Source organism: Streptomyces inusitatus (assembly GCF_014651115.1).
Classification (GTDB): domain Bacteria; phylum Actinomycetota; class Actinomycetes; order Streptomycetales; family Streptomycetaceae; genus Streptomyces; species Streptomyces amakusaensis.
Map to the genome: position 1 here is coordinate 172,694 of NZ_BMWG01000001.1, position 24,221 is coordinate 196,914.

21 protein-coding genes and 1 tRNA gene are annotated in these 24,221 nt (G+C 70.1%); 12 read left to right on the forward strand and 10 right to left on the reverse strand.

The window, feature by feature from the left end; all coding sequences use genetic code 11:
• Nucleotides 1-244 precede the first annotated feature (244 nt).
• The 6 genes from IE247_RS00785 to IE247_RS34060 all read left to right on the forward strand — a co-directional run bounded on the left by IE247_RS00785 (nucleotide 245) and on the right by IE247_RS34060 (nucleotide 8,601).
• Entirely contained in the window at nucleotides 245-2,584 is a 2,340-nt protein-coding gene (locus tag IE247_RS00785; protein WP_190120857.1) for a bifunctional SulP family inorganic anion transporter/carbonic anhydrase, read from the forward strand.
• A 416-nt stretch (nucleotides 2,585-3,000) separates the two neighbouring features.
• Nucleotides 3,001-4,956: an acetate--CoA ligase gene (gene acs, locus IE247_RS00790; protein ID WP_190120858.1), complete on the forward strand. Its 1,956-nt coding sequence runs from the start codon at nucleotides 3,001-3,003 to the stop codon at nucleotides 4,954-4,956.
• A 348-nt stretch (nucleotides 4,957-5,304) separates the two neighbouring features.
• Nucleotides 5,305-6,699 carry a Na+/H+ antiporter NhaA gene (gene nhaA, locus IE247_RS00795; RefSeq protein ID WP_190120859.1) on the forward strand — a complete coding sequence of 465 codons (1,395 nt, stop codon included), beginning with the start codon at nucleotides 5,305-5,307 and terminating at the stop codon, nucleotides 6,697-6,699.
• An 80-nt stretch (nucleotides 6,700-6,779) separates the two neighbouring features.
• Nucleotides 6,780-7,235 carry a phage holin family protein gene (locus IE247_RS00800; protein ID WP_190120860.1) on the forward strand — a complete coding sequence of 152 codons (456 nt, stop codon included), beginning with the start codon at nucleotides 6,780-6,782 and terminating at the stop codon, nucleotides 7,233-7,235.
• Between the two features lie 123 nt (nucleotides 7,236-7,358).
• Nucleotides 7,359-8,291: an alpha/beta fold hydrolase gene (locus tag IE247_RS00805; RefSeq protein WP_190120861.1), complete on the forward strand. Its 933-nt coding sequence runs from the start codon at nucleotides 7,359-7,361 to the stop codon at nucleotides 8,289-8,291.
• Between the two features lie 121 nt (nucleotides 8,292-8,412).
• Nucleotides 8,413-8,601 (forward strand): hypothetical protein, encoded by a 189-nt coding sequence (locus IE247_RS34060; protein WP_229868378.1) that lies wholly within the window; start codon nucleotides 8,413-8,415, stop codon nucleotides 8,599-8,601.
• A gap of 48 nt (nucleotides 8,602-8,649) precedes the next feature.
• Here IE247_RS34060 and IE247_RS00810 read toward each other — a convergent pair whose 3' ends face one another.
• The 3 genes from IE247_RS00810 to nth all read right to left on the reverse strand — a co-directional run bounded on the left by IE247_RS00810 (nucleotide 8,650) and on the right by nth (nucleotide 11,760).
• Nucleotides 8,650-9,849 carry a MarP family serine protease gene (locus tag IE247_RS00810; protein WP_190121368.1) on the reverse strand — a complete coding sequence of 400 codons (1,200 nt, stop codon included), beginning with the start codon at nucleotides 9,847-9,849 and terminating at the stop codon, nucleotides 8,650-8,652.
• Nucleotides 9,850-9,971: 122 nt separating this feature from the next.
• A complete protein-coding gene (locus tag IE247_RS00815; RefSeq protein WP_190120862.1) occupies nucleotides 9,972-10,778 on the reverse strand; it encodes an NUDIX hydrolase in 807 nt (268 codons plus the stop codon).
• A 46-nt stretch (nucleotides 10,779-10,824) separates the two neighbouring features.
• A complete protein-coding gene (gene nth / locus IE247_RS00820; RefSeq protein ID WP_373305482.1) occupies nucleotides 10,825-11,760 on the reverse strand; it encodes an endonuclease III in 936 nt (311 codons plus the stop codon).
• Between the two features lie 246 nt (nucleotides 11,761-12,006).
• On the opposite strand from nth, the gene IE247_RS00825 reads away from it, so the two are divergent.
• Entirely contained in the window at nucleotides 12,007-12,681 is a 675-nt protein-coding gene (locus tag IE247_RS00825; protein ID WP_190120864.1) for a Crp/Fnr family transcriptional regulator, read from the forward strand.
• Nucleotides 12,682-12,784: 103 nt separating this feature from the next.
• Here IE247_RS00825 and IE247_RS00830 read toward each other — a convergent pair whose 3' ends face one another.
• From IE247_RS00830 to sp36, 5 genes are all read right to left on the reverse strand, one after another.
• Nucleotides 12,785-13,669: an SPFH domain-containing protein gene (locus IE247_RS00830; RefSeq protein ID WP_190120865.1), complete on the reverse strand. Its 885-nt coding sequence runs from the start codon at nucleotides 13,667-13,669 to the stop codon at nucleotides 12,785-12,787.
• A gap of 165 nt (nucleotides 13,670-13,834) precedes the next feature.
• Entirely contained in the window at nucleotides 13,835-14,665 is an 831-nt protein-coding gene (locus tag IE247_RS00835) for an MBL fold metallo-hydrolase (RefSeq protein WP_190120866.1), read from the reverse strand.
• Complete coding sequence (locus tag IE247_RS00840; RefSeq protein WP_190120867.1) at nucleotides 14,662-15,525, reverse strand: NUDIX hydrolase; 864 nt, start codon at nucleotides 15,523-15,525, stop codon at nucleotides 14,662-14,664. Before IE247_RS00840 ends, IE247_RS00835 begins: the two co-directional genes overlap by 4 nt.
• Before the next feature lie 266 nt (nucleotides 15,526-15,791).
• Complete coding sequence (locus tag IE247_RS00845; RefSeq protein WP_190120868.1) at nucleotides 15,792-16,280, reverse strand: RidA family protein; 489 nt, start codon at nucleotides 16,278-16,280, stop codon at nucleotides 15,792-15,794.
• Nucleotides 16,277-16,441 carry a Sp36 family protein gene (gene sp36 / locus IE247_RS00850; protein WP_190120869.1) on the reverse strand — a complete coding sequence of 55 codons (165 nt, stop codon included), beginning with the start codon at nucleotides 16,439-16,441 and terminating at the stop codon, nucleotides 16,277-16,279. Before sp36 ends, IE247_RS00845 begins: the two co-directional genes overlap by 4 nt.
• Before the next feature lie 185 nt (nucleotides 16,442-16,626).
• On the opposite strand from sp36, the gene bagA reads away from it, so the two are divergent.
• Together bagA and bagB are read left to right on the forward strand one after the other, a co-directional pair.
• A complete protein-coding gene (bagA, locus tag IE247_RS00855; RefSeq protein ID WP_190120870.1) occupies nucleotides 16,627-17,589 on the forward strand; it encodes an ATPase BagA in 963 nt (320 codons plus the stop codon).
• The gene (gene bagB, locus IE247_RS00860) at nucleotides 17,586-19,058 is read left to right on the forward strand and encodes an ATPase BagB (protein WP_190120871.1); all 1,473 of its coding nucleotides are present in this window, start codon (nucleotides 17,586-17,588) and stop codon (nucleotides 19,056-19,058) included. Before bagA ends, bagB begins: the two co-directional genes overlap by 4 nt.
• 93 nt (nucleotides 19,059-19,151) lie before the next feature.
• On the opposite strand, the gene IE247_RS00865 is transcribed toward bagB, so the two are convergent.
• Entirely contained in the window at nucleotides 19,152-19,496 is a 345-nt protein-coding gene (locus IE247_RS00865; protein WP_177149633.1) for a WhiB family transcriptional regulator, read from the reverse strand.
• Nucleotides 19,497-19,989: 493 nt separating this feature from the next.
• On the opposite strand from IE247_RS00865, the gene IE247_RS00870 reads away from it, so the two are divergent.
• Complete coding sequence (locus IE247_RS00870) at nucleotides 19,990-22,365, forward strand: transglycosylase domain-containing protein (RefSeq protein ID WP_190120872.1); 2,376 nt, start codon at nucleotides 19,990-19,992, stop codon at nucleotides 22,363-22,365.
• 132 nt (nucleotides 22,366-22,497) lie between these two features.
• Here the strand turns inward: IE247_RS00870 and IE247_RS00875 are convergent, their stop codons facing one another.
• Nucleotides 22,498-22,962 carry a GatB/YqeY domain-containing protein gene (locus IE247_RS00875; RefSeq protein WP_190120873.1) on the reverse strand — a complete coding sequence of 155 codons (465 nt, stop codon included), beginning with the start codon at nucleotides 22,960-22,962 and terminating at the stop codon, nucleotides 22,498-22,500.
• Nucleotides 22,963-23,104: 142 nt separating this feature from the next.
• On the opposite strand from IE247_RS00875, the gene IE247_RS00880 reads away from it, so the two are divergent.
• Both IE247_RS00880 and IE247_RS00885 read left to right on the forward strand, forming a co-directional pair.
• Entirely contained in the window at nucleotides 23,105-24,031 is a 927-nt protein-coding gene (locus IE247_RS00880; protein ID WP_190120874.1) for a metallophosphoesterase, read from the forward strand.
• Between the two features lie 109 nt (nucleotides 24,032-24,140).
• Nucleotides 24,141-24,214: transfer RNA gene (locus IE247_RS00885), tRNA-Pro, on the forward strand.
• The last annotated feature ends 7 nt before the right edge of the window (nucleotides 24,215-24,221 follow it).

The window sequence follows — 24,221 nt, forward strand, 5'->3', positions numbered from 1 at the left end:
CTGGCGTCGCCGCCAGCAAAAGTCACACCGGAGGGGTCCAAGAGGGTGCGCGACGAGCCGCATTAAGCGCACTAATCACTGAATCGAGTGAAACACTGCCCCATTTGCCCAGAAAATAAAGCCTGGGTCTTTACTCTGCATTACGATCAATTTACTGAAAGTTGAGGATCCCGCCGCTGCATGCCGTGCCCCACGGCCGCGCCCCCCATTCCGCGACCGCGCCGCTCCGGAGGAGACGGGAAACATGTCCACCTGCGTCCCCACCCGCACCGAAGACCCCTCGCACAAGCCCCGGAAAGCCGGCCGGGGCGGCCCCCACAGCCCCTCGCCACCGGGCGGAGGCCCCCGCCGCTTCCGCATCCGGGGCTCCGACTTCTCCGCCTCCATCGCCGTCTTCCTGATCGCGCTGCCGCTCTCACTGGGCATCGCGCTCGCCACCGGCGCGCCGCTCCAGGCCGGGCTGGTGGCCGCCGCCGTCGGCGGAATCGTCGTCGGCCGGTTCGGCGGGGCACCGCTTCAGGTCAGCGGGCCCGCCGCCGGCCTGACCGTCGTCACCGCCGATCTGATCCAGCAGTACGGCTGGCGTGTCACCTGCGCCATCACCGTCCTCGCGGGCTTCGCCCAACTGGGCCTCGCCGCACTGCGGGTGGCCAGATCGGCCCTCGCCGTCAGCCCGGCGATCGTCCACGGCATGCTCGCCGGCATCGGCGTCACCATCGCCCTCGCCCAACTCCACATCGTGCTCGGCGGCACCCCGCAGAGCTCCGCCGTCGAGAACGTCCGGGCGCTCCCGGCCCAGTTGGCCGCCCTGCACCCCGCCGCGATCTCGGTCAGCGCCCTGACCGTCGCCGTACTGCTGATCTGGCCCCGGATCCCGGGGCGCACCGGCCGGATCGTACGGAAGATCCCGGCCGCGCTCGCGGCGGTGGCGGGAGCGACCACCGCCGCCGCGCTGGCCTCACTGCACCTGCCACGCGTCGACCTCCCCTCGTGGAGCAGCCACGCCCTGCCCGGAATGCCCCAGGGGCCCGTGCTCGGGCTGGTGGCGGCCGTCCTGACCATCACCCTCGTGGGCAGTGTGGAATCGCTGTTGTCGGCGGTGGCCGTCGACAAGCTGGCGGCCGCCCGCAAGGTGCCCGACGTCCGCGTCCCGCGCGCCGATCTCGACCGGGAGCTGGCCGGTCAGGGCGCGGCCAATGTGGTCTCCGGAGCGCTGGGCGGACTGCCCATCACCGGTGTGGCCGTGCGGAGTTCGGCGAATGTCTCGGCCGGGGCCGTGAGCCGCCACTCCACCATGCTCCACGGGCTGTGGGTGGTGCTCGCCGCGCTGCTGCTGGTGCCCGTCCTCGATCTGATCCCCCTCGCCGCGCTCGCCGCGCTGGTGATGGTCGTGGGCGTCCAAATGGTCAACATCACCCACCTGCGCAGCGTGCGGCGGAACCGCGAAATGCTGGTGTACGCGGTGACGCTGGCCTCCGTCGTCGCCACCGGGGTGCTGGAGGGGGTGGTGATCGGGATCGCCGTGGCGGTCGCGGTCGCGCTGCACCGGCTGACCCGCACCCGGATCGCCGAGGACGAGCAGGACGGGATCCACCGGGTGCGGGTGCGGGGCCAGTTGACCTTCCTCGCCGTGCCCCGGCTGAGCAGGGCGCTGAGCCATGTGCCGGCCGGGTCCGAGTGCGTGGTCGAGCTGGACGGGTCCTTCATGGACCATGCCGCGTTCGAGGCGCTGCACGACTGGCAGACCTCCCATGTGGCGCAGGGCGGTTCGGTCGAGTTCACCGGCCGGTCCGGGTCCAGGATCAGCGAGCCCGCCTCGGAGACCCATGGCTGCTGCCGGCCCTGGACCCCCTGGCGGAACCACCACTGCGACGGCCGTCCCGAGCGCGCCACCGCCCACCCTCTGGCGGACGGCGTCAGCTCCTTCCAGAGGGACACCGCCCCGCTCGTGCGGGACGAGCTGGCCCGGCTGGAGCGCGAGGGCCAGCGCCCCTCGCAGCTCTTCCTCACCTGTGCCGACTCCCGTGTGGTCACCAGCATGATCACGGCCAGTGGGCCCGGAGATCTGTTCACCGTGCGCAACATGGGCAATCTGGTTCCGCTGCCCGGCGTCGAGGGCGGCGACGACTCGGTGGCGGCGGCGATCGAGTACGCGGTGGATGTGCTCCAGGTGGACTCGATCACCGTCTGCGGACACTCCGGCTGCGGTGCGATGCAGGCCCTGCTCTCCGCTCCCCCGGTGGGTGCTCACACCCCGCTGCGGCGCTGGCTGCGGCACGGGCTGCCGAGTCTGGAGACGATGAGAAGCCGGCACCGCTCCTGGGCGCGGATCTCCGGGCGGCTGCCCGCCGACGCGGTCGAGCAGCTCTGTCTGACCAATGTGGTGCAGCAGCTGGAGCATCTGCGGGCCCATGACTCGGTCGCCCGGCGGCTCGCCGAGGGCACTCTGCGGCTGCACGGGATGTACTTCCATGTGGGCGAGGCCCAGGCCTATCTGCTCGCGAGCAGCGACGAGCATGTCTATGACGCGGTCTTCGACCGGGTCGCCCCCGCTTCCTCGTCCCTGGCGAAGGCCCGCGTCTGAAGCGCCCGAACCGCCCCGGTCCGGGCCGTTACACCGACCGCTCACACCGCCTGCCCGCACCGACTGCCCGGGCCGGCTCGGGAAGGACCGTTCGGAATCAGCCATCCGGGATCGGCTGTCCGGGGGAAGATCCGGAAGAAAATCCGGACCGGATCTGAACCGAACCCCCGGGCCGTCCGTGAGTACGGGTGGCCCCTCCTTCCCGCCGCCCGGGAAGGAGGGGCCACCTCTCGCCCCGTCAGTACCACCCGTCGGCACCGCCCGTCACCGACGCCTCTCCGAGGGCTCGGCCGCCATCCTGAAACCCAATAGGTCTAAACCAATTATCGGAAGGCTCTTGTCACCCGGCCCTCCGGCTGGTGAGCTATGGCGTCGGACACATACGCACAGAGGACGCCCTGGGAAAGGGAGATGTCGTGAGCAACGAAAGCCTGGCCAACCTGCTGAAGGAAGAGCGGCGATTCGCGCCGCCGACCGAGCTGGCCGCCAACGCCAATGTGACAGCGGAGGCGTACGAGCAGGCAAAGGCGGACAGGCTTGGCTTCTGGGCCGAGCAGGCGCGGAGGCTCACGTGGGCCACCGAGCCGACCGAGACCCTCGACTGGAGCAACCCGCCCTTCGCGAAGTGGTTCGCGGACGGCGAGCTGAACGTCGCGTACAACTGCGTGGACCGCCATGTCGAGGCCGGAAACGGCGACCGGGTCGCGATCCACTTCGAGGGTGAGCCCGGAGACAGCCGGGCCGTCACCTACGCCGAACTCAAGGACGAGGTCTCCCGCGCCGCGAACGCCCTGACCGAGCTGGGCGTCCGCAAGGGCGACCGGGTGGCGGTCTATCTGCCGATGATCCCCGAGGCCGCCGTCGCGATGCTGGCCTGCGCCCGCATCGGCGCCGCCCACTCGGTGGTCTTCGGCGGCTTCTCCGCCGACGCCGTCGCTTCCCGCATCCAGGACGCCGACGCCAAGCTGGTCATCACCGCCGACGGCGGCTACCGCCGGGGCAAGCCGAGCGCGCTCAAGCCCGCGATCGACGAGGCCGTCGCCAAGTGTCCGCAGGTCGAGCACGTACTGGTGGTCCGGCGTACGGGCGAGGACACCGCCTTCACCGAGGGCCGTGACGTCTGGTGGCACGACATCGTGACCCGGCAGTCCGCCGAGCACACCCCCGAGGCCTTCGACGCGGAGAACCCGCTCTTCATCCTCTACACCTCCGGCACCACGGGTAAGCCCAAGGGCATCCTGCACACCTCCGGCGGCTATCTGACCCAGGCCGCCTACACCCACCACGCCGTCTTCGACCTCAAGCCGGAGTCGGACGTCTACTGGTGCACCGCCGACATCGGCTGGGTGACGGGCCACTCGTACATCGTGTACGGCCCGCTGGCCAACGGCGCGACCCAGGTGATGTACGAGGGCACCCCCGACACCCCGCACCAGGGCCGGTTCTGGGAGATCGTGCAGAAGTACGGCGTCACGATCCTCTACACGGCGCCCACCGCGATCCGGACGTTCATGAAGTGGGGAGACGACATCCCCGCCAAGTTCGACCTGTCCAGCCTGCGGGTGCTCGGCTCGGTCGGTGAGCCGATCAACCCCGAGGCCTGGATCTGGTACCGGGAGCACATCGGCGCGGGCACCGCCCCCATCGTGGACACCTGGTGGCAGACCGAGACCGGCGCGATGATGATCTCGCCGCTGCCGGGTGTCACCGAGACCAAGCCCGGCTCCGCCCAGCGGGCGCTGCCCGGCATCGCGGCGACGGTCGTGGACGACGAGGCCAACGAGGTGCCGAACGGCGGTGGCGGCTATCTGGTCCTCACCGAGCCGTGGCCGTCGATGCTGCGCACCATCTGGGGCGACGACCAGCGGTTCATCGACACCTACTGGTCGCGTTTCGAGGGCAAGTACTTCGCCGGCGACGGCGCGAAGAAGGACGACGACGGAGACATCTGGCTGCTCGGCCGGGTCGACGACGTGATGCTCGTCTCCGGCCACAACATCTCGACCACCGAGGTCGAGTCCGCGCTGGTCTCGCACCCCAAGGTCGCCGAGGCGGCGGTCGTGGGCGCGGTCGACGAGACCACCGGACAGGCGATCGTGGCGTTCGTCATCCTGCGCGGCACGGCCTCGGAGGACGAGGGCCTGGTCGCGGAGTTGCGCAACCACGTGGGCACCACCCTCGGCCCGATCGCCAAGCCCAAGCGGATCCTCCCGGTGGCGGAGCTGCCCAAGACCCGCTCGGGCAAGATCATGCGCCGTCTGCTGCGCGATGTCGCGGAGAACAGGCAGCTGGGCGATGTCACCACGCTCACCGACTCCTCCGTGATGGACCTGATCCAGACCCGGCTGCCGGGCGCTTCCTCGGAGGACTGACCCGGCGCTCCGCGTCACACCGCGAACACCCCGCACGGGCACCCGGCGTCACAGCGCGCCGGGTGCCCGTGCGCGTTCTCCGCCGACCGCGCCCCTCGCCCCCCGGCGGACGCCCGGCGGACAAGTCCGCACCCCCAAACGCGCCAATAGCCCGCTTTGCCCCTAAAGTAAAAGCAAGCGAAGAAGATCACCGGATACGCCCCCGCGCCCCGCGATCGCCGCCCCTGAGGGCTTGCGCCCTTGGGTAAGGTAATGACCGCGTCAATAAAGCGACAAGAAAACTAGGTGCGCCGGGAAGTCTGGTCGGCATGTGCTTTGCCCTGCCCGACCGACCGGAGGTTCCCCCGTATGACCGCCGCACCCAGCCCCCGTAAATTCCTCGGCCGTCTCTCGCTGCCCGAGCGCACCTTCGTGACCGATGCGCTGCGCACCGAGACCGTGGGCGGCGTTCTTCTCCTCATCGCCGCCATCGCCGCGCTGATCTGGGCGAACACCCCCCTCAGCGGCAGCTACGACACCTTGCGCGACTTCCACATAGGCCCGGCGGCCCTGGGCCTGGATCTGTCCATCCAGCACTGGGCCGCCGACGGACTCCTCGCGATCTTCTTCTTCGTCGCGGGCATCGAACTCAAGCGGGAACTGGTCGCCGGTGAGCTGAGCGACCCCAAGGCCGCCGCGCTCCCCGTCATCGCCGCGATCTGCGGCATGGCCGTCCCGGCGCTCGTCTACACCCTGGTCAACACCGTCGGCGGCGGCTCCACCGACGGCTGGGCCGTCCCCACCGCCACCGACATCGCCTTCGCCCTCGCCGTTCTCGCGGTCCTCGGCGCCTCGCTGCCGTCCGCGCTCCGGGCGTTCCTGCTGACGCTCGCCGTCGTAGACGACCTCTTCGCCATACTGATCATCGCCGTCTTCTTCACCAGCGAGCTGAACTTCGCGGCCCTCGGCGGCGCGGTCATCGGCCTCGCCGTCTTCTGGGTGCTGCTCCGCAAGGGCGTACGGGGCTGGTACATCTACATCCCGCTGGCCCTGGTCATCTGGGGGCTGATGTACAACAGCGGCGTCCACGCCACCATCGCGGGCGTCGCCATGGGCCTGATGCTGCGCTGCACCCGCCGCGAGGGCGAGGAGCACTCCCCCGGTGAGCACATCGAGCATCTGGTGCGCCCCCTCTCGGCGGGCCTGGCCGTACCGCTGTTCGCACTGTTCTCCGCCGGCGTCGCCGTCTCCGGCAGCGCCCTCGGCGATGTCTTCACCCAGCCGGAGACCCTGGGTGTCGTCCTCGGCCTGGTGGTCGGCAAGGCCGTCGGCATCTTCGGCGGCACCTGGCTCGCGGCGCGCTTCACCCGGGCGGAGCTGAACGAGGAGCTGGCCTGGCCGGATGTCTTCGCCGTCGCCACCCTCGCCGGAATCGGCTTCACGGTCTCCCTGCTCATCGGCGAACTCGCCTTCGCCGGGGACTCCGCGCTCACCGATGAGATCAAGGCGTCGGTGCTGGTCGGATCGCTGATCGCCGCCGTGCTCGCGGGCATTCTGCTCAAGCTCCGGGTCCGCACCTACCGGGCTCTCGTCGACGCCGAGGAGCGCGACGAGGACCAGGACGGCATCCCCGACGTCTATGAGCAGGACAATCCGCAGTACCACGTGCGGATGGCGGAGATCTACGAGAAGAAGGCCGCCGAACACCGTCGGCTCGCGGAAGTCGCGGGGGCGTCGCGCGGCGACGACGGCGGTCCGGCATGATCTGATGTCGGACCCGGGAAGTTTTCCGGGACGTGATGAGGAACAGAAGAGTCTCGGACCCCAGGAGAGAGGGAGCAGCGATGAGCGACCCCGGCAGCAGTGCCGAGCGCAGTATCGGGCAGCTGGTCGCCTCGGCGACCGCCGAGATGTCCGCCCTTGTGCACGATGAGATCGCACTGGCCAAGGCGGAGCTGAGACAGGACGTCAAACGCGGCGCGATCGGCTCGCTGGCCATAGTCGTCGCGGGGGTGCTCGCACTCTTCTCGCTGCCGGTGTTCAGCTTCGCGGCGGCGTACGGCATCCATAATCTGGGACTCGGTCTCGCCTGGTCGTTCCTGATCGTGGGCGGGGCGTTCGTGGTGCTGGCGGTGGTGCTGGCGCTGCTGTCGATCTCCAAGTTCAAGAAGGTCAAGCCGCCGGAGCGGTCCATCGCCTCGGCGAAGGAGACGGCGGCCGTCCTCCAGAACGCCAAGCCGCACCCCCGGGGCACGACGCTCCGTCCGGAGCCCCTCCCGCAGGAGCGGATCCCGGCCTGACCCACGGTCTGACCCCCGGCTCGGTCCCCAGCGCGATCCCCGTGCCGCGCCGCGAGACGGCCCCGTCCCCCGCCCGGGCGGACGGGAGAACACGAAATGCTCGGGTATGGCACGCTCGTCAGCATGACGGCCCCTGAAACCGGTAATGGCAGCCCCGTGCGCATCGATGGGCCCTGGACCCACCGCGACGTGGCGGCCAATGGCGCGCGCTTCCACATCGCCGAGATGGGCGACGGGCCGCTGGTGCTCCTCCTCCACGGTTTCCCGCAGTTCTGGTGGACCTGGCGGCATCAGTTGCCCGCGCTCGCCGACGCCGGTTACCGGGCGGTGGCGATGGATCTTCGCGGAGTGGGCGGCAGCGACCGTACGCCGAGGGGGTACGACCCCGCCAACCTCGCGCTCGACATCACCGGTGTGGTGCGCTCGCTCGGCGAGCCGGACGCGGCGCTGGTCGGCCATGATCTGGGCGGCTATCTGGCGTGGACGGCTGCGGTGATGCGGCCGAAGCTGGTGCGCAGACTGGCGGTGTCCTCGATGCCGCATCCGCGCCGCTGGCGCTCGGCGATGATCTCGGACTTCTCGCAGAGCCGGGCCGGATCGTACATCTGGGGCTTCCAGCGGCCGTGGCTGCCGGAGCGGCAGCTGGTCGCCGACGACGGCGCGCTGGTGGGAGAGCTGATCCAGGAGTGGTCGGGCCCCACACCGCCGGAGGAGTCCGCGCTGGAGGCCTACCGGCGGGCCATGTGCATTCCGTCGACAGCCCACTGCTCGATCGAGCCGTACCGGTGGATGGTGCGGTCGATGGCCAGGCCGGACGGGATTCAGTTCAACCGCCGGATGAAGCGCCCGGTACGGGTGCCGACACTGCATCTGCACGGCTCGCTGGATCCGGCGATGCGCACCCGCAGCGCGGCGGGCTCGGGCGAGTATGTGGAAGCGCCGTACCGCTGGCGGCTCTTCGACGGTCTCGGGCACTTCCCGCACGAGGAGGATCCGGTGGCGTTCTCCTCGGAGCTGATCAACTGGCTCAAGGACCCGGAGCCCGACCGCCGCTAGCGGCGATGGCGGCCACCGGCGACGAACGCTTGTCCTACGAACAGCCAATTGCCCGGCGCATAGGCCAATTGGGCACTCCTGGCACGATTACCGACCTTGGGGCACGGGCACACGTCCCGGTATGGGCTTGACGTACGACTACGGTGACGCGGCACGCAACCGTCGCTCGGCCAATGGGTCGAGCACTCATGACAGCGATGGCCCGCGAGGCCAGAGCCATGATGACGCCGGGCAGGGGATAGGGATTCCCCGCATTCTCAGGCGTCGCGCCCGCTGGGTGTCCGCACGTCTGCGGCACACCCTCCACTGACGGCCCCGGGCTCCGCTGACGGCCCCGGGGCCCTCGGGCCCCGGGCGGCTACAGCGCGCAGCCCTGGCTGTCCACCTCTTGATTGGCCGACAGGCCCGCCGAGATGTCTTCGGCGATCTCGTTCACCGTCAGGGCGTAGCCGGTGTCCGGGTCGTCGAGCGACCGGGCGAAGATGACTCCGTAGACCTTGCCCTCCGGGGTGAGCAGCGGTCCGCCGGAGTTGCCCTGGCGGACGGTGGTGAACAGGGAGTAGACGTCGCGGCCGACGGTGCCCCGGTGGTAGATGTCGGGGCCGTCGGCATTGATCCGGCCGCGTACCCGGGCGGAGCGGACGTCGTACGCGCCGTTCTCCGGGAAGCCGGCGACGATGGCGCCGTCGCCGCTGCGGGCGTCGGCGTTCGCGAACTCCAGCGGCTTGGCCTTGAGGTCGGGGACGTCGAGTACGGCGATGTCGCGCTGCCAGTCGTAGAGGACGACCTTGGCGTCGTACAGCCGTCCCTCTCCGCCGATCTGCACGGTCGGCTCGTCGACCCCGCCCACGACATGGGCGTTGGTCATGACCCGGCGCTCGCCGAAGACGAACCCGGTGCCTTCGAGGACCTTGTTGCAGCTCTGCGCCGTGCCGACGACCTTGACGATGGACTTCTGGGCGCGGGCGGCGACGGGGCTGCCGACGAGCGCCGGGTCCGGGGGCTTGACCTCGGTGATCGGCTCGTTGGCGAAGCGGCTGAAGACCTGCGGCAGGCCGTTCTGCGCGAGAACGGAGGAGAAGTCGGTGAACCAGGTGGATGCCTGATCCGGCATCACCCGGGAGACGCCCAGCAGCACCTTGGAGCTGCGGACCTCCTTGCCGAGCGTGGGCAGCGTCGTCCCGGCGAGCGCGGAGCCGATCAGCCAGGCGACCAGCAGCATGGCGACCACATTGACCAGCGCGCCGCCGGTGGCGTCCAGGACGCGCCCCGGTGACCAGGTGATGTACCGGCGCAGTTTGTTGCCGAGGTGGGTGGTGAAGGCCTGGCCCACCGAGGCGCAGACGATCACGACGACGACGGCTATCACGGCGGCGGTCGTGGACACCTCGGAGTCGTTCGTCAGTTTGTCCCAGATCACGGGCAGCAGATAGACCGCGATCAGCCCGCCGCCGAGGAATCCGATCACCGACAGAATGCCGACGACGAAGCCCTGGCGATAGCCGACGATCGCGAACCACACGGCGGCGACCAGCAACAGGATGTCCAGCACGTTCACCGTCATTTGCCTCGCAGATTCTTCGCCTTCGTCACCGGACGGTGGGTCCGGTGCGCCCCCGGGGGTCCGTTCCCGAACCGGGGGCGGTGCCGGCACCGCCCCCGGTTCGGGAGATCAGCCTGTCATGCGTGCCAGTCCAGCGGGAGCTCCCGATCCCGGTCCCAGGGGCGCTCCCAGCCGGCGTGGTGCAGAATCCGGTCGATCAGACCGGCCGTGAAACCCCAGACCAGGGCCCCTTCGACGGTGAAGGCCGGGCCGAGGTGGCCTCGGGGGTGCACGGCGTTGGCGCGGTTCGCCGGATCCGTGAGATCCGCCACGGGGACGGTGAAGACCCGCGCCGTCTCGGCGAGGTCGACCGCTCCCACCGGGCTGGGGGTGTGCCACCAGCCCAGCACGGGGGTGACGATGAACTGGCTCACCGGGATGTAGAGCCTGGGGAGCACTCCGAAGAGCTGGACCCCGGACGGGTCGAGCCCGGTCTCCTCCTCCGCCTCGCGCAGCGCGGCCCGCAGCGGCCCGGTGGTGGCCGGGTCGCCGTCCTCAGGGTCGAGCGAGCCGCCGGGGAAGGCGGGCTGGCCCGCGTGCGAGCGCAGGGTGCCCGAGCGCTCCATCAGCAGCAGCTCGGGGCCGGAGGCGCCCTCGCCGAAGAGGATCAGCACGGCGGACTGCCGGCCCCGGCCGCTCTCGGGCGGCAGGAAGCTGCTGAGCTGCTGGGGCTCAAGGGTGTCGGCGGCGCGGGCGACGGGGCTCAGCCACGGGGGCAGACCCTCGGCGGTGACGGTGGGCTCCGCGTCGGACCGGGTCCGGTACGCGGAGGGCCCGGGCACGGCCGCGCCCTCCGGCCCGGGGCCGTGGGCGGACGGACCGCCGCCGCCGTGCGGGCCGGACCCGCCGGCCGGGCCGTTGTACGTCTCTTCCCCTGTACGCATGGGCACCCCTTCGTTCACAACGCCCCGGGGCGCTCGGATCGTTCCGTCACCCGGTCTCCCCCGGGGCGGCTGCCGGCCGCGCCGGTGCGCCCGGGTAGTCCGGGGGCGGGCTCAGCCGCTGGCCCGGCTGGCCGCCCATCTCGTACTTCAGAAGCTTCTGGGCCTTCTCGGGGTCCGTCTCGCCCTCGCCGTACGAGGGGCAGAGATGGGCGATCGGGCAGGCTCCGCAGGCGGGCTTGCGGGAGTGGCAGATCCGGCGGCCGTGGAAGATCACCCGATGGGAGAGCATCGTCCACTCGGATTTCGGGAAGATCTCCGCGATCTCCGCCTCGACCTTCACCGGGTCCTCCTGCGTGGTCCACTTCCAGCGGCGCACCAGCCGGCCGAAGTGGGTGTCCACGGTGATCCCGGGGACCCCGAAGGCATTGCCGAGGACCACGAAGGCCGTCTTCCGGCCGACACCGGGCAGGGTGACCAGATCCTCCAGCCGGCCGGGGACCGTGCCCCCGTAGGAATCCCGCAGGGCTGCGGAGAGGCCCAGCAGCGACTTGGCCTTGGCCCGGAAGAAACCGGTGGGACGGATGATCCCCTCCAGCTCCTCGGGGTCGGCCGCGGCCAGATCCTCGGGCGTGGGGTACTTCGCGAAGAGCGCCGGCGTCGTCTGGTTCACCCTCAGGTCGGTGGTCTGGGCGGAGAGGACCGTGGCGACGAGCAGCTCGAAGGGGTTGCGGAAGTCCAGCTCCGGATGGGCGTACGGATAGACCTCGGCGAGTTCGCGGTTGATCCGGCGCGCTCGGCGGACCATGGCCAGCCGGGACTCGGGCTTGGACCCGGACCCCCGTGACACCGAGCGTGCTGGCGTTTTAGACTGATGTGCGGCTTTTTGGGCGCTGGTCGATCCCTGTTCGCCCACAGCGGAATCATCTGGGGCGGAGACTCCTCCAGCCCCCTTGGCCTGCGCTCTCACCGGTGAGTTGGACACCCGGCAAGCCTACGGTCCACCACTGACATCCGCCCCGGTCACCGGTAATCCGGACCCAATCGGGCCCCTGCCGCACGAACAGACTCTCCCGTGCGTCAGACTTGTTGTGATTGATCGCACGAATATTTACTTTGCCAGGGGCCCGCAGTGGACAGACTGTCCTACGCGGTGTCCCCCTGACCGGCACTGTACGGTCCGGCATCATGGGGGCCACGGTCCCTGAGCAGGTCGACAAGGAGAGAACTCGTGGACGACGTTCTGCGGCGCGCCCCGCTCTTCGCGGCGCTCGATGACGAGCAGGCATCGGAGCTCCGCGGCTCGATGAGTGAGGTGACGCTCGCCCGTGGCGACGCGCTCTTCCACGAGGGCGACCCCGGTGACCGCCTCTATGTGGTCACCGAGGGCAAGGTGAAGCTCCACCGCACGTCCCCCGACGGCCGCGAGAACATGCTCGCCGTCCTCGGCCCGGGCGAGCTGATCGGCGAGCTGTCCCTCTTCGACCCGGGTCCGCGTACGGCCACCGCCACCGCGCTGACCGAGGTCAAGCTGCTCGGTCTGGGCCACGGTGACCTCCAGCCCTGGCTGAACGCCCGGCCCGAGGTGGCCACCGCGCTGCTGCGCGCGGTCGCCCGCCGGCTGCGCAAGACCAACGACCAGATGTCCGACCTGGTCTTCTCCGATGTGCCGGGCCGGGTCGCCCGCGCCCTCCTGGATCTGTCGCGCCGCTTCGGCGTGCAGTCGGAGGAGGGCATCCACGTCGTGCACGACCTGACCCAGGAAGAGCTGGCCCAGCTCGTCGGCGCCTCCCGCGAGACCGTGAACAAGGCGCTCGCCGACTTCGCGCAGCGCGGCTGGCTGCGACTGGAGGCCCGCGCGGTGATCCTGCTGGACGTGGAGCGCCTCGCCAAGCGTTCCCGCTGACCAGGAGCGCGTACACACGCCATACGGCGAAGGGCCGCCCGGAAACCTCCGGGCGGCCCTTCGCCGTATCGTCTCCGGGGCCGTGAGCGCCCCGCAGGGCGGCTCAGCCGCGCTTGCCGTCCACGATCACCGGGGTGTCGCCGCCGTCGCCGCAGGGCACCGCGTAGACCGGGTTCTTGGCCGCCGCCTCCTTGAAGGCGTCGATGCACTGGTTCATCAGGACCTTGTCGCTGAGCGAGTCGTTGAGGATCTTGTTCGCCCGGGCGATGCCCTCGGCCTCGATCCGCCGGCGCTCCGCCTCGGCCTCCGCCGTGCGCGCCGCCTCGGTCGCCCGCTCGGTCGACTGCTGCTGCTGGATCTTGCGGTCGATCTGACCCTGGAGCTGGTCGGACGGCTTCACATTGCGGAGATTGACCGTGGTCACATCGATGCCGCGCGGGGCCAGCCGCTCCTTGATCAGATCGCCGATCTCGGTGTTGATCTTCTCTCGGGCCGAGGAATAGCCCTGCTCGCTGGTGTGGCGGGCGAAGACATTACGGATGATCTCCCGGCTGTCCGGGAAGACCAGCCGCTGCTGGATGGCCCCTTCGCTGCCCGCGAGCTTGTACAGCTCGACCGCCTTGGCGGGCGTCACCGCCCACTTCACGGTGACCTCCACGTACATCACACCGCCCTGCTTGGAGCGGACCTCGACCACGTCCTTGTCGGAGAGGTTGAGGTCGACAGGGCGGGTGGAGAAGGTGGTGACGTTGGTGAACGGCGAGGTGATGTTCATGCCCGAGGTCATGGGCGAGCCGACCTTGCCGAAGGTGACCGGCACGCCGACCTCGTAGGCGCTGATCACATGCACACAGCTGGCGACACCGGAGAAGAGGCCGGCTATCAGCGCGCCCAGAGCGCCGAACTTGAGCGCCTTGCGCTCAAGGCTGCGGCCGACGAAGAACAGCGTCACCGCCGCGATGGTGAGCAGGACGAACAAGACGAACACGGAGAACCCCCCAAAGAATGCCAAAGGTAAGCGGAGCGTAAAGCACTCGTCAGAGCTTCCGACGCCCGGGGGGCCACACCGGTTCTCCGCCCGCCGCGCCCGGGGCCGCGGACCGGAACCCGGGGCCCGGCCCCGAGCCGGCCGGAGGGAGCACGGCGGACGGGCTCAGATCAGCCCGCGCTCCCGCAGATACGCCAGCTGCGCCAGTACCGACAGCTCCGCCGCGGGCCACAGGGACCGGTCCACGTCCGCGTACACCCGCGCCACGACCTCCGGGGCCGTACGGAGGCCCTCCTCGGCCGCCGTCTCCACCTGGGCGAGCCGGTGCGCACGGTGGGCGAGATAGAACTCCACCGCGCCCTGGGCGTCGTCCAGGACCGGCCCGTGGCCCGGCAGGACCGTACTCACCCCGTCGTCCACCGTCAGCGAGCGCAGCCGCCGCAGCGAGTCGAGGTAGTCGCCGAGCCGGCCGTCCGGATGGGCGACCATCGTCGTCCCGCGGCCCAGGACGGTGTCCCCGGTGAGCACGGCCCGGTCGGCCGGCAGATGGAAGGAGAGGGAGTCCGAGGTGTGCCCCGGAGTGGGCACGACCCGCAGCTCCAGGCCCCCGACCTCGATCGCCTGCCCCGCCGTGAGCCCCTCGTCGCCGAGCCGGAGCGCCGGGTCCAGGGCACGGACGCCGGTGCGCGTCAGCTCCGCGAACCGCCCCGCGCCCTCGGCGTGGTCGGGGTGGCCGTGGGTGAGCAGCGTCAGGGCGATCCGTTTGCCCGCCCGCTCGGCGGTGGCGATGACACGGCGGAGGTGTACGTCGTCCAGCGGGCCCGGGTCGACGACCACGGCGAGATCGGAGTCCGGCTCGGAGAGGATCCAGGTGTTGGTGCCGTCGAGGGTCATCGCCGACGGGTTGGGGGCGAGAACATTGACCGCCCGCGCGGTGGCGGGCCCGGAGAGCACACCGCCGCGCGGCTGCCCCGGCAGAGACGCGGCGTCGGTCACCGTGAGCCCCCTGCCGGAATGTGCTTGGTGAACTCCTCGTGGCCCGGCCAGCTGAGCACGACTTCCCCGTGCTCGACTCTGGCCCTCGCCAGAACGGGCGTCAGATCCTGCTCGGCCGCCGCAGCCAGCGCCTCGGCGGCGGTGCCGTACGGGAGAAGGGATCTGAGCGTGGCCACCGTCGGCGGCATCATCAGCAGCTCACCCCGGTCGTACCCGGCGATCGCCTCCTCGGGGCGGATCCACACCGTACGGTCCGCCTCCGTCGAGGCGTTCCGGGTGCGCTGTCCCTCGGGCAGGACGGCGACGAAGAACCAGGTGTCATAGCGGCGCGGCTCGAACTCCGGGGTGATCCAGCGCGCCCAGGCTCCGAGCAGATCCGAGCGCAGCACCAGCCCCCGGCGGTCCAGGAAGTCGGCGAAGGCCAGCTCCCGGTCGACCAGCGCCCGCCGGTCGGCCTCCCACTCCTCCCCCGTGGTGTCGCCGATCACCGTGTCCGGAGTGCGGCCCGCCAGCAGCACCCCCGCCTCCTCATAGGTCTCTCTGACGGCGGCGCACACAATGGCCTGGGCCGATGCCTCGTCCACCCCGAGCCGGGCGGCCCAGACCGTGAGGGAGGGCCCGGCCCAGCGGACCGGGCGCGCGTCGCGGGTGTCCACACCGCCGCCCGGATAGGCGTACGCGCCTCCCGCGAAGGCCATGGAGGCGCGTCGGCGCAGCATGTGCACGGCGGGGCGGTCCGGTGCGCCGCGCAGCAGCAGCACGGTCGCGGCCCGTCTGGGCGGAGCGGGGGTGAGTTCGCCGTCGGCGAGTGCGCGAATCCGGTCCGGCCACTCCGGTGGGTACCACTGACCATTGGGCATGGCCGGATGCTAAACGCTCGCACCGGGATGTTCGAGGGGTCACCCTCGCGTCCCCGTCGGCGGCGGACGGGCACGGATGTTTCACGTGGAACACGCGCGGCCCGGGCGGGAAACCGGGCGTCCGCCGACCGTCCGGTGTCCCGTCCGGTCTCCGTCAGCCGTCGTCGCGTCCTCCGTCACGTCCTCCGTCGCGCCCGCCGGGAATCGGCGGGCGCGTGGACGCCATCGCACCGGAGCGTGCCGCCTGACGGCGGCGTTCCGGCCCGTCAGTCCTGAAGAAGTTCCACCTGGAGCTCGACCTCGACCGGAGCGTCCAGCGGAAGCACCGCGACCCCCACCGCGCTGCGCGCGTGGACGCCCTTGTCGCCGAGCACCTCGCCCAGCAGTTCACTCGCGCCGTTGAGGACGGCGGGCTGGCCGGTGAAGTCCGATGCGGACGCCACGAAGCCGACGACCTTCACCACACGCGCGATCCGGTCCAGATCCCCGGCGACCGACTTCACGGCGGCCAGGGCGTTGAGCGCGCAGATCCGGGCGAGCTTCTTGGCCTCCTCGGCGGTGACCTCGGCCCCCACCTTCCCGGTGACCGGGAGCTGACCGTCCACCATCGGGAGCTGGCCCGCCGTGTAGACGTACGGCCCCGAGACGACGGCCGGCTGGTACGCGGCCAGCGGCGGCACCACGTCCGGCAGGGTCAGGCCCAGCTCCGCGAGCCTCGCCTCGACCGCGCCGGAGGCGCCGGGCGCACCGGTCACGAGGACTTCTCCCGCTTCAGGTAGGCGACGAGCTGCTCGGGGTTGTTCGGTCCGGGAACGACCTGGACCAGCTCCCAGCCGTCCTCGCCCCAGGTGTCCAGGATCTGCTTGGTCGCGTGCACGAGGAGGGGCACGGTGGCGTACTCGAATTTCGTGGTCATGAGGCCAGACTGTAGCCGCACGGATGAGCGCCTCCGCGCCCAGCCAGGGGACGCCGCCCGGAGCCCTCCCCGTACTGCCCGCCGCGCGCCGCCCGCCCGCCGGGACGGGCTCGCCCCTCCCGGCGTGACGCAGCACGCACACGACTCGTGCGTAGCGCGGGGCCCGACTGGTTAGGCTCGAATGTGTGAGCAGGCTCCAGGTCGTCAGCGGCAAAGGCGGCACCGGTAAGACGACGGTCGCCGCCGCCCTCGCGCTCGCCCTCGCGACCGAGGGAAAGCGGACTCTCCTCGTCGAGGTCGAGGGGAGACAAGGCATCGCCCAGCTCTTCGAGACGGAGGCCCTTCCGTACGAGGAGCGGAAGATCGCCGTCTCCTCCGGCGGGGGCGAGGTCTTCGCGCTGGCCATAGACGCTGAGCGGGCGCTTCTGGACTACCTCCAGATGTTCTACAAGCTCGGCGGCGCGGGCCGCGCGCTCAAGAAGCTCGGCGCGATCGACTTCGCGACGACCATCGCCCCCGGGGTTCGCGATGTACTGCTGACCGGCAAGGCGTGCGAGGCGGTGCGCCGGCGTACCAAACAGGGCTCCTACGCTTATGACTACGTCATCATGGACGCGCCGCCCACCGGGCGCATCACCCGGTTCCTCAATGTGAACGACGAGGTGGCGGGCCTGGCGAAGTTCGGCCCGATACACAACCAGGCCCAGGCGGTGATGCGGGTGCTGAAGTCGCCGCAGACCGCGGTCCATCTGGTGACCCTGCTGGAGGAGATGCCGGTCCAGGAGACCGCGGACGGAGTCGCCGAGCTGCGGGCGGCCGATCTCCCGGTCGGCAAGGTGATCGTGAACATGGTGCGCCCGCACATCCTGGACGAGGAAGCGGTGCGCAGCGCGGCGGGCGACCGGCGCGGGGAGATCGCCGAGGCGCTCGCGGCGGCCGGGGTGAGCGGCGCCTCCGAGCTGGTCACGCCCCTTCTCGAACAGGCGGCGGACCACGCCCAGCGGGTGGAGCTGGAGCGGGAGCAGCGGGCCGCGCTGAATCAGCTGGATCTGCCGTCGTACGAACTCCCGCTGCTGAGCGAGGGGGTCGATCTCGCCGGGCTCTACCAACTGGCGAGGGAACTGCGGAAGCAAGGGACCGGTTCATGACCCTGGACGCGTCGGTGACACCTCTCGAAGTCGACTCGCTCATCGACGACCCGGCCACCCGCATCATCGTGTGCTGCGGTTCGGGCGGCGTCGGGAAGACGACGACCGCCGCCGCCCTGGGTGTGCGCGCCGCCGAGCGTGGCCGCCGGGTGGTCGTGCTGACCATCGACCCTGCCCGGCGGCTGGCCCAGTCGCTGGGGATCGACTCGCTCGACAACACCCCGCGCCGGGTCAAGGGCATAGCGCCGAGCGGCGGCGCGGCCTCCGGTGCTGCGGCCTCCGGCGGCGACCGCCCCGAGGGCGAGCTGCACGCCATGATGCTCGACATGAAGCGGACCTTCGACGAGATCGTGGAGACGCACGCCGATCCCGAGCGGGCGCGGGCGATCCTGGAGAACCCCTTCTACCAGTCCCTGTCGGCCGGTTTCGCCGGTACGCAGGAGTACATGGCGATGGAGAAGCTGGGCCAGCTCCGGGCCAGGGACGAGTGGGACCTGATCGTGGTCGACACTCCGCCCTCGCGCAGCGCGCTGGACTTCCTTGACGCGCCCAAGCGGCTCGGGTCGTTCCTGGACGGGAAACTGATCAAGCTGCTGGCGGCCCCGGCCCGGATGGGCGGCCGGGCGGGGATGAAGTTCCTCAATGTCGGCATGTCGATGATGACCGGGACGCTCGGCAAGCTGCTGGGCAGTCAGCTGCTGCGGGATGTGCAGACCTTCGTGGCGGCGATGGACACGATGTTCGGCGGCTTCCGGACCCGGGCGGATGCCACCTACCGGCTGCTCCAGGCTCCCGGCACGGCTTTTCTGGTGGTCGCGGCACCGGAGCGGGACGCGCTGCGGGAGGCCGCGTACTTCGTGGAGCGGCTGGCGGCCGAGGAGATGCCGCTGGCCGGGCTGGTGCTCAACCGGGTTCACGGCAGTGGCGCGGACCGGCTCTCGGCGGAGCGGGCCCTTACCGCGGCGGAGATCCTCGCGTCGGAACTCGCCCAGGAATCGGGGTCGGAGGACGCTTCCGAGCCCGCTGGATCCGCTCCGGAAAATGAGTCAAAAAATCTTGACGACGGTGGCATTGTCGATCAGGGGGGAGGGAAGACTGATGTTCGTGAGGCCACGGACGCCTCTCCCGAAGCCCCGACCGTGGATCACACCCCCGCGCATCCCCCTGCGCACACCCCCGAGCCCGACCACCGCCCCGTCGACTCCGGCACGCCCGCCACGGCGCGCCCTGGCACAGCAGACGACCACAGCACCGAGCAGCTGACGGCCGGCCTGTTGCGCCTGCACGCCGAAAGGATGCAGGTACTCGCACGCGAACAGCGCACACGCGACCGCTTCACCGCGCTCCATCCCGAGGTGGCCGTGGCGCAAGTGGCCGCGCTCCCCGGTGATGTACACGATCTGGCAGGCCTGCGGGCCATCGGCGACCAGCTGGCAACCGGCACCACACCGCCGGTCGAGGCCGTATAGGCCGTATCGGCGGCACCGGGTTCTGTAAAAGACCAACACTCCGCGGGATCGTCCGCGTCGATTCGGTCCGGACGGCGTTCCGGGCCCTCGCTTCTACCCGACCGCCGCGTACGTCTCGTATGTCTCGTCGTCATCCAGCCCGACAGGCAGAATGCCCGCGCTGCGCTCGTACTCCGTACGCGCGGTCTCCAGGAGCCTGCGCCAGGAGGTGACCGTGGGACGCCTGCGCAACAGAGCGCGCCGCTCCCTCTCGGTCATTCCGCCCCACACGCCGAACTCCACTCGGTTGTCGAGGGCATCGGCCAGGCATTCGGTCCGTACCGGGCATCCGGTACACACCGCCTTGGCCCTGTTCTGCGCTGCTCCTTGTACGAACAGTTCATCCGGATCGGTAGTGCGGCAGGCTGCCTGCGCACTCCAGTCGGTAACCCAGCCCATCCCGGCGCCGTCCTCTCCCGAATCGAGGCTCCCCCACGGCGGCAGCGGCATATTCACCGCTGCCAGTTGAGGACGTTACGGAAGGCGGACACAGCGCAACACCCCCTTCGGGCCCAATCTTGAATGGCCCGAACGGACTATGCGTATGCGGCAGATCACCCAGGGGAGTGAGCTGAAGGCATACCGGATCAATCCCTCGAACCGGGGCATATTGACCCAGCCGGGATCGTCATCGGTCGACACATAATGCGGATTCAGCTTGAATTCGGACATGGAGTGCCGGATTCCGCTTCCACGGTCGTCACTGCCATAGTGACTACGGGCGTTGCGGGCGAGGCACAGAAGCGTTGCTACGAAATTGCTACAAACGCGTCGCGACCTGCCGTGGATTCCAGGAATACCTTGATGCGGAACCACACTGCTGTGACAGTTGAGAGCAGCTTAGGCCAAGGCCTATACGTGTGTCCGGCGAATGAGAACGTAGGCTGACTTCATGCCAAAGAAGCGCTCGGGCGGCGGTCTGACCGGGACCCAACAAGCCGCCAAGTTCCTCGGTGTCAGCGTGCTCGCCGGAGCGGTGCTCGCGGGCATCGCTCTGCCTGCCGCCGGGGTGCTGGGGCTCGCGGCCAAGGGGACGGTGAAGGGGTTCGACGAGATCCCCGCCAACCTCAAGCGGCCCCCGCTCAGCCAGCGCACCACCATCCTGGATTCCCAGGGCGGCCAGATCGCCACGGTCTACTCCCGTGACCGCACGGTCGTCCCGCTCAAGGACATCTCGCCGTACATGCAGAAGGCGATCATCGCGATCGAGGACTCGCGCTTCTACGAGCACGGCGCGATCGACCTCAAGGGCGTCCTGCGCGCGCTCAACAAGAACGCGACGAGCGGCGGGGTGGCCGAAGGCGCGTCCACGCTGACCCAGCAGTATGTGAAGAACGTCTTCGTGGAGGAGGCCGGCGACGACCCGGACAAGGTCGCCGCGGCCACCCAGCAGACCCTCGGCCGCAAGATCCAGGAGCTGAAGTACGCGATCCAGGTCGAGGAGGAGCTGGGCAAGAAGAAGATCCTTGAGAACTATCTCAACATCACCTTCTTCGGCCAGCAGGCCTACGGCGTCGAGGCCGCCTCCCAGCGCTACTTCTCCAAGGCGGCCAAGGATCTGAAGCTGGAGGAGGCGGCGATGCTCGCCGGCCTCGTCCAGTCCCCCAGCCGCTACGACCCGGTCAATGACTCGGAAGAGGCCGCCAAGCGCCGCAATGTGGTGCTTCAGCGAATGGCCACCGTCGGCGACATCTCGCAGGCGGACGCCGACCGGGCCAAGGCGAGCGACATCAAGCTCAAGGTCAGCAAGCCGAAGAACGGCTGCATCACCGCGGTCAACGGCGCGGGCTTCTTCTGTGACTATGTGCGCGAGGTCTTCCTCTCCGACCCGGTCTTCGGCAAGACCAAGGAGGACCGGGCCAAGGTCTGGAACCGCGGCGGGCTCACGGTCAAGACCACGCTCGACCCGCAGGCGCAGAAGTCCGCGCAGGAGTCGATAAAGGATCACGTCAACCAGTCGGACCGGGTCGCCACCGCCGTGACCATGGTCCAGCCCGGTACGGGCAAGGTGCTGGCGATGGGCCAGTCCCGGCCGTACGGCTTCGGCAAGAACGAGACCACGATCAACTACTCGGTCGACAAGAAGGACGGCGGCTCGAACTACGGCTTCCCCGTCGGATCGACCTTCAAGCCGTTCGTGGCCGCGGCGGCCATAGAGGAGGGCAGGCCCGCCAACCAGGTGTACTCCTCGCCGTACCAGATGCCCTATCCGGCGTCGATCACGACATGCAGCGGCAAGCCGTGGGTCAACACCATGGGCGCCAAGCTGGAGAACGAGAACTCGGCCGAGGTCGGACCGTATCCGCTCCGTGAGGCCATGGAGATGTCGGTCAACACCTACTTCGTCCAGATGATCCAGGACATAGGGCTCTGCCCGGTCGTGGAGATGGTCGACAAGCTCGGAGTGGTGCAGGGCGACGGGACCAAGCTGCCGGTGGCCCCCGCGCCGCTGACGCTCGGCTCGACGGGCATCTCCCCGCTGGTGATGGCCGGCGCGTACGCGACCTTCGCCAACCGCGGCACGTACTGCACCCCCACCGCCATCGAGTCGATCCGCACGGCGGACGGCAAGAGCCTCGCGGTGCCGAAGAGCACCTGCGAAAGGGCGATGGACGAGCAGACCGCTGACACGATCAACACGCTCCTGAGCGGTGTGGTCGACTCCGGAACCGGCCAGAAGGCCGGCCTCCAGAGCCGCCCCAACGCGGGCAAGACGGGTACGACGGACGGCCGGAAGAACGCCTGGTTCGTCGGCTACACCCCGAACCTCTCCGGAGCGGTGTGGGTGGGCAGCCCCAGCCAGCAGGTGGAGATGATGAACATCACCATCGGCGGCCGTTGGCACTCCAAGGTCTTCGGCGGTGAGGTCCCCGGACCGATCTGGCGGGACGCGATGACCGGCGCGCTGGAGGGCAAGGAAGGCACCCCGTTCAACACGGTGCCGATCCCGGACGCCCCGAAGGCCGACAAGCCGGACGAGGACTCCGGCGACGGCGACGGCGACTCGGACGGCGGCGATCGCGACCGGGGCGGCAACGGCAACGGTTCGCAGGACGGCAAGCCCGGCGACGGAGGCAACGGCGGCTTCCCCATTCCGGGGATCTCCCTGCCCACGAACGCCATCGGCGGCGGCGAGATCCAGGGCGCCACCGGCAACGCGGCCAACCAGGGACCGACGGGCGGGGCCGCCAATCAGGGGCCGACCGGCGGTGGCGACGGCGACGGCGAGGGCCAGGACCGCTCCGGCACCAGCGCCGGCTGGGACTGATCTGCCGGCCGGCTGACCCGCTGAGCGACAGCCGTACGGCATGAACACGGAAGGGCCCGGATCTCGCAGGAGATCCGGGCCCTTCCCCGTGGCCGGAGCGAATCCGCCCGTAAGCGGTCCAGCCGGAAGCGGTCAGCCGGCCAGGAGGCGCTTCACCGTGGCGGCGACCCGGCCGCCCTCGGCCCGCCCGGCCACCTGCGGGTTCACAATCTTCATGACCGTACCCATGGCCCGGGGGCCCTCGGCCCCGGCCGCCTTCGCCTCCTCGACCGCCCGCGACACGATCTGCTCAAGCTCCTCGTCAGCCAGCTGCTGCGGCAGATACGCGTCGAGGATGACCCCCTCCGCCTTCTCCCGCTCGGCCTGCTCGACCCGGCCCCCCTGCGCGAAGGCGTCCGCGGCCTCGCGGCGCTTCTTCGCCTCCCTGGCGATCACCTTCTGCACCTCGTCGTCGGAGAGCTCACGGGCGGTCTTGCCCGAAACCTCCTCCTTCGCGACGGCGGTCAGGGTCAGCCGGATGGTGGAGGAGCGCAGCTCGTCGCGCGCCTTGATCGCTTGGGTGAGGTCTTCCCGAAGCCTGGACTTGAGCGTGGTCATACGAATGAGTGTGTCAGGTGAGGGCCGGGGGTGCCGCGCCATTTCGCGGCCGCGCCCGGTGTCGCGCCCCTCCCGATCAGCCGAAGATCACTAAAGCCGCCCGGGCCGTCGCCCGGGTGAGGTGGTCTGCGACGATGGACGTATGCGCGCACGCTATGGAGTCCCCCTGGCCATCACGGCAGTCGGCGCGGCCGGCATCGCCTACGCGGCCGGCTTTGAAGTCCGCTCGTTCCGCCTGCGGCGGGTGACCGTCCCGGTGCTGCCGAAGGACATGCGTCCGCTCAGGGTCCTTCAGGTCTCCGACATCCACATGGTCAGCGGCCAGCGCAAGAAGCGCGCCTGGCTCCAGTCGCTCGCCGGCCTGCGCCCCGACTTCGTGGTCAACACCGGCGACAACCTCTCCGATCCGGAGGGCGTCCCGGAGCTGCTGGACGCGCTCGGCCCGCTGATGGAGTTCCCGGGGGTGTACGTCTTCGGCTCGAACGACTACTACGGCCCCACGCTCCGCAACCCGGCCCGCTACCTCTTCGAGAAGGTCCAGGGCCGCCACGGCCTCAACGGCAACGCCCCGGCCGTCGGTGTGGTCCACAACCCCTGGGAAGAGCTGCGCGACTCCTTCGACACCGCGGGCTGGGTGGGCCTGAACAACACCCGCGGCCGGCTGAAGCTGGACGGCCTGGAGCTGGCCTTCACCGGCCTCGACGACCCCCACATCAAGCGCGACCGGTACGACGAGGTCGCGGGCGGCCCCGAGCAGGACGCGGACCTCTCCCTCGCCGTCGTCCACGCCCCCTACCTCCGCGCCCTCGACGCCTTCACCGCCGACGGCTACCCCCTGATCCTGGCCGGCCACACCCACGGCGGCCAGCTCTGCATCCCCTTCTACGGCGCCCTGGTCACCAACTGCGACCTGGACACCGACCGCGTCAAGGGCCTCTCCACCCACCAGTCCGCGGGCAACCTCTCCCACCTCCACGTCTCCGCCGGCTGCGGCACCAGCCGCTACACCCCCGTCCGCTTCGCCTGCCCCCCCGAGGCCACCCTCCTCACCCTGGTCCCCCGCACCTGACCCGGCCCCACCGCGCGCCCCCGGGCCGCGCGGGCGCGCCTGGAACCGGATTTCGCCTGGGAGCGCCGGTGGGCTAAAGTAATCGATGTCGCCACGAGAGTGATGACATCGGGGTGTAGCGCAGCTTGGCAGCGCGCTTCGTTCGGGACGAAGAGGTCGTGGGTTCAAATCCCGCCACCCCGACAGCTGA

Coding starts and splice junctions, on each gene's coding strand:
- IE247_RS00785 (WP_190120857.1), top strand. CDS start 245: ATGTCCACCTGCGTCCCCACCCGCACCGAAGACCCCTCGCACAAGCCC.
- nhaA (WP_190120859.1), top strand. CDS start 5,305: ATGACCGCCGCACCCAGCCCCCGTAAATTCCTCGGCCGTCTCTCGCTG.
- IE247_RS00800 (WP_190120860.1), top strand. CDS start 6,780: ATGAGCGACCCCGGCAGCAGTGCCGAGCGCAGTATCGGGCAGCTGGTC.
- IE247_RS00805 (WP_190120861.1), top strand. CDS start 7,359: ATGACGGCCCCTGAAACCGGTAATGGCAGCCCCGTGCGCATCGATGGG.
- IE247_RS34060 (WP_229868378.1), top strand. CDS start 8,413: ATGGGCTTGACGTACGACTACGGTGACGCGGCACGCAACCGTCGCTCG.
- IE247_RS00815 (WP_190120862.1), bottom strand. CDS start 10,778: ATGCGTACAGGGGAAGAGACGTACAACGGCCCGGCCGGCGGGTCCGGC.
- IE247_RS00840 (WP_190120867.1), bottom strand. CDS start 15,525: ATGCCCAATGGTCAGTGGTACCCACCGGAGTGGCCGGACCGGATTCGC.
- sp36 (WP_190120869.1), bottom strand. CDS start 16,441: ATGACCACGAAATTCGAGTACGCCACCGTGCCCCTCCTCGTGCACGCG.
- bagB (WP_190120871.1), top strand. CDS start 17,586: ATGACCCTGGACGCGTCGGTGACACCTCTCGAAGTCGACTCGCTCATC.
- IE247_RS00865 (WP_177149633.1), bottom strand. CDS start 19,496: ATGGGCTGGGTTACCGACTGGAGTGCGCAGGCAGCCTGCCGCACTACC.
- IE247_RS00870 (WP_190120872.1), top strand. CDS start 19,990: ATGCCAAAGAAGCGCTCGGGCGGCGGTCTGACCGGGACCCAACAAGCC.
- IE247_RS00875 (WP_190120873.1), bottom strand. CDS start 22,962: ATGACCACGCTCAAGTCCAGGCTTCGGGAAGACCTCACCCAAGCGATC.
- IE247_RS00880 (WP_190120874.1), top strand. CDS start 23,105: ATGCGCGCACGCTATGGAGTCCCCCTGGCCATCACGGCAGTCGGCGCG.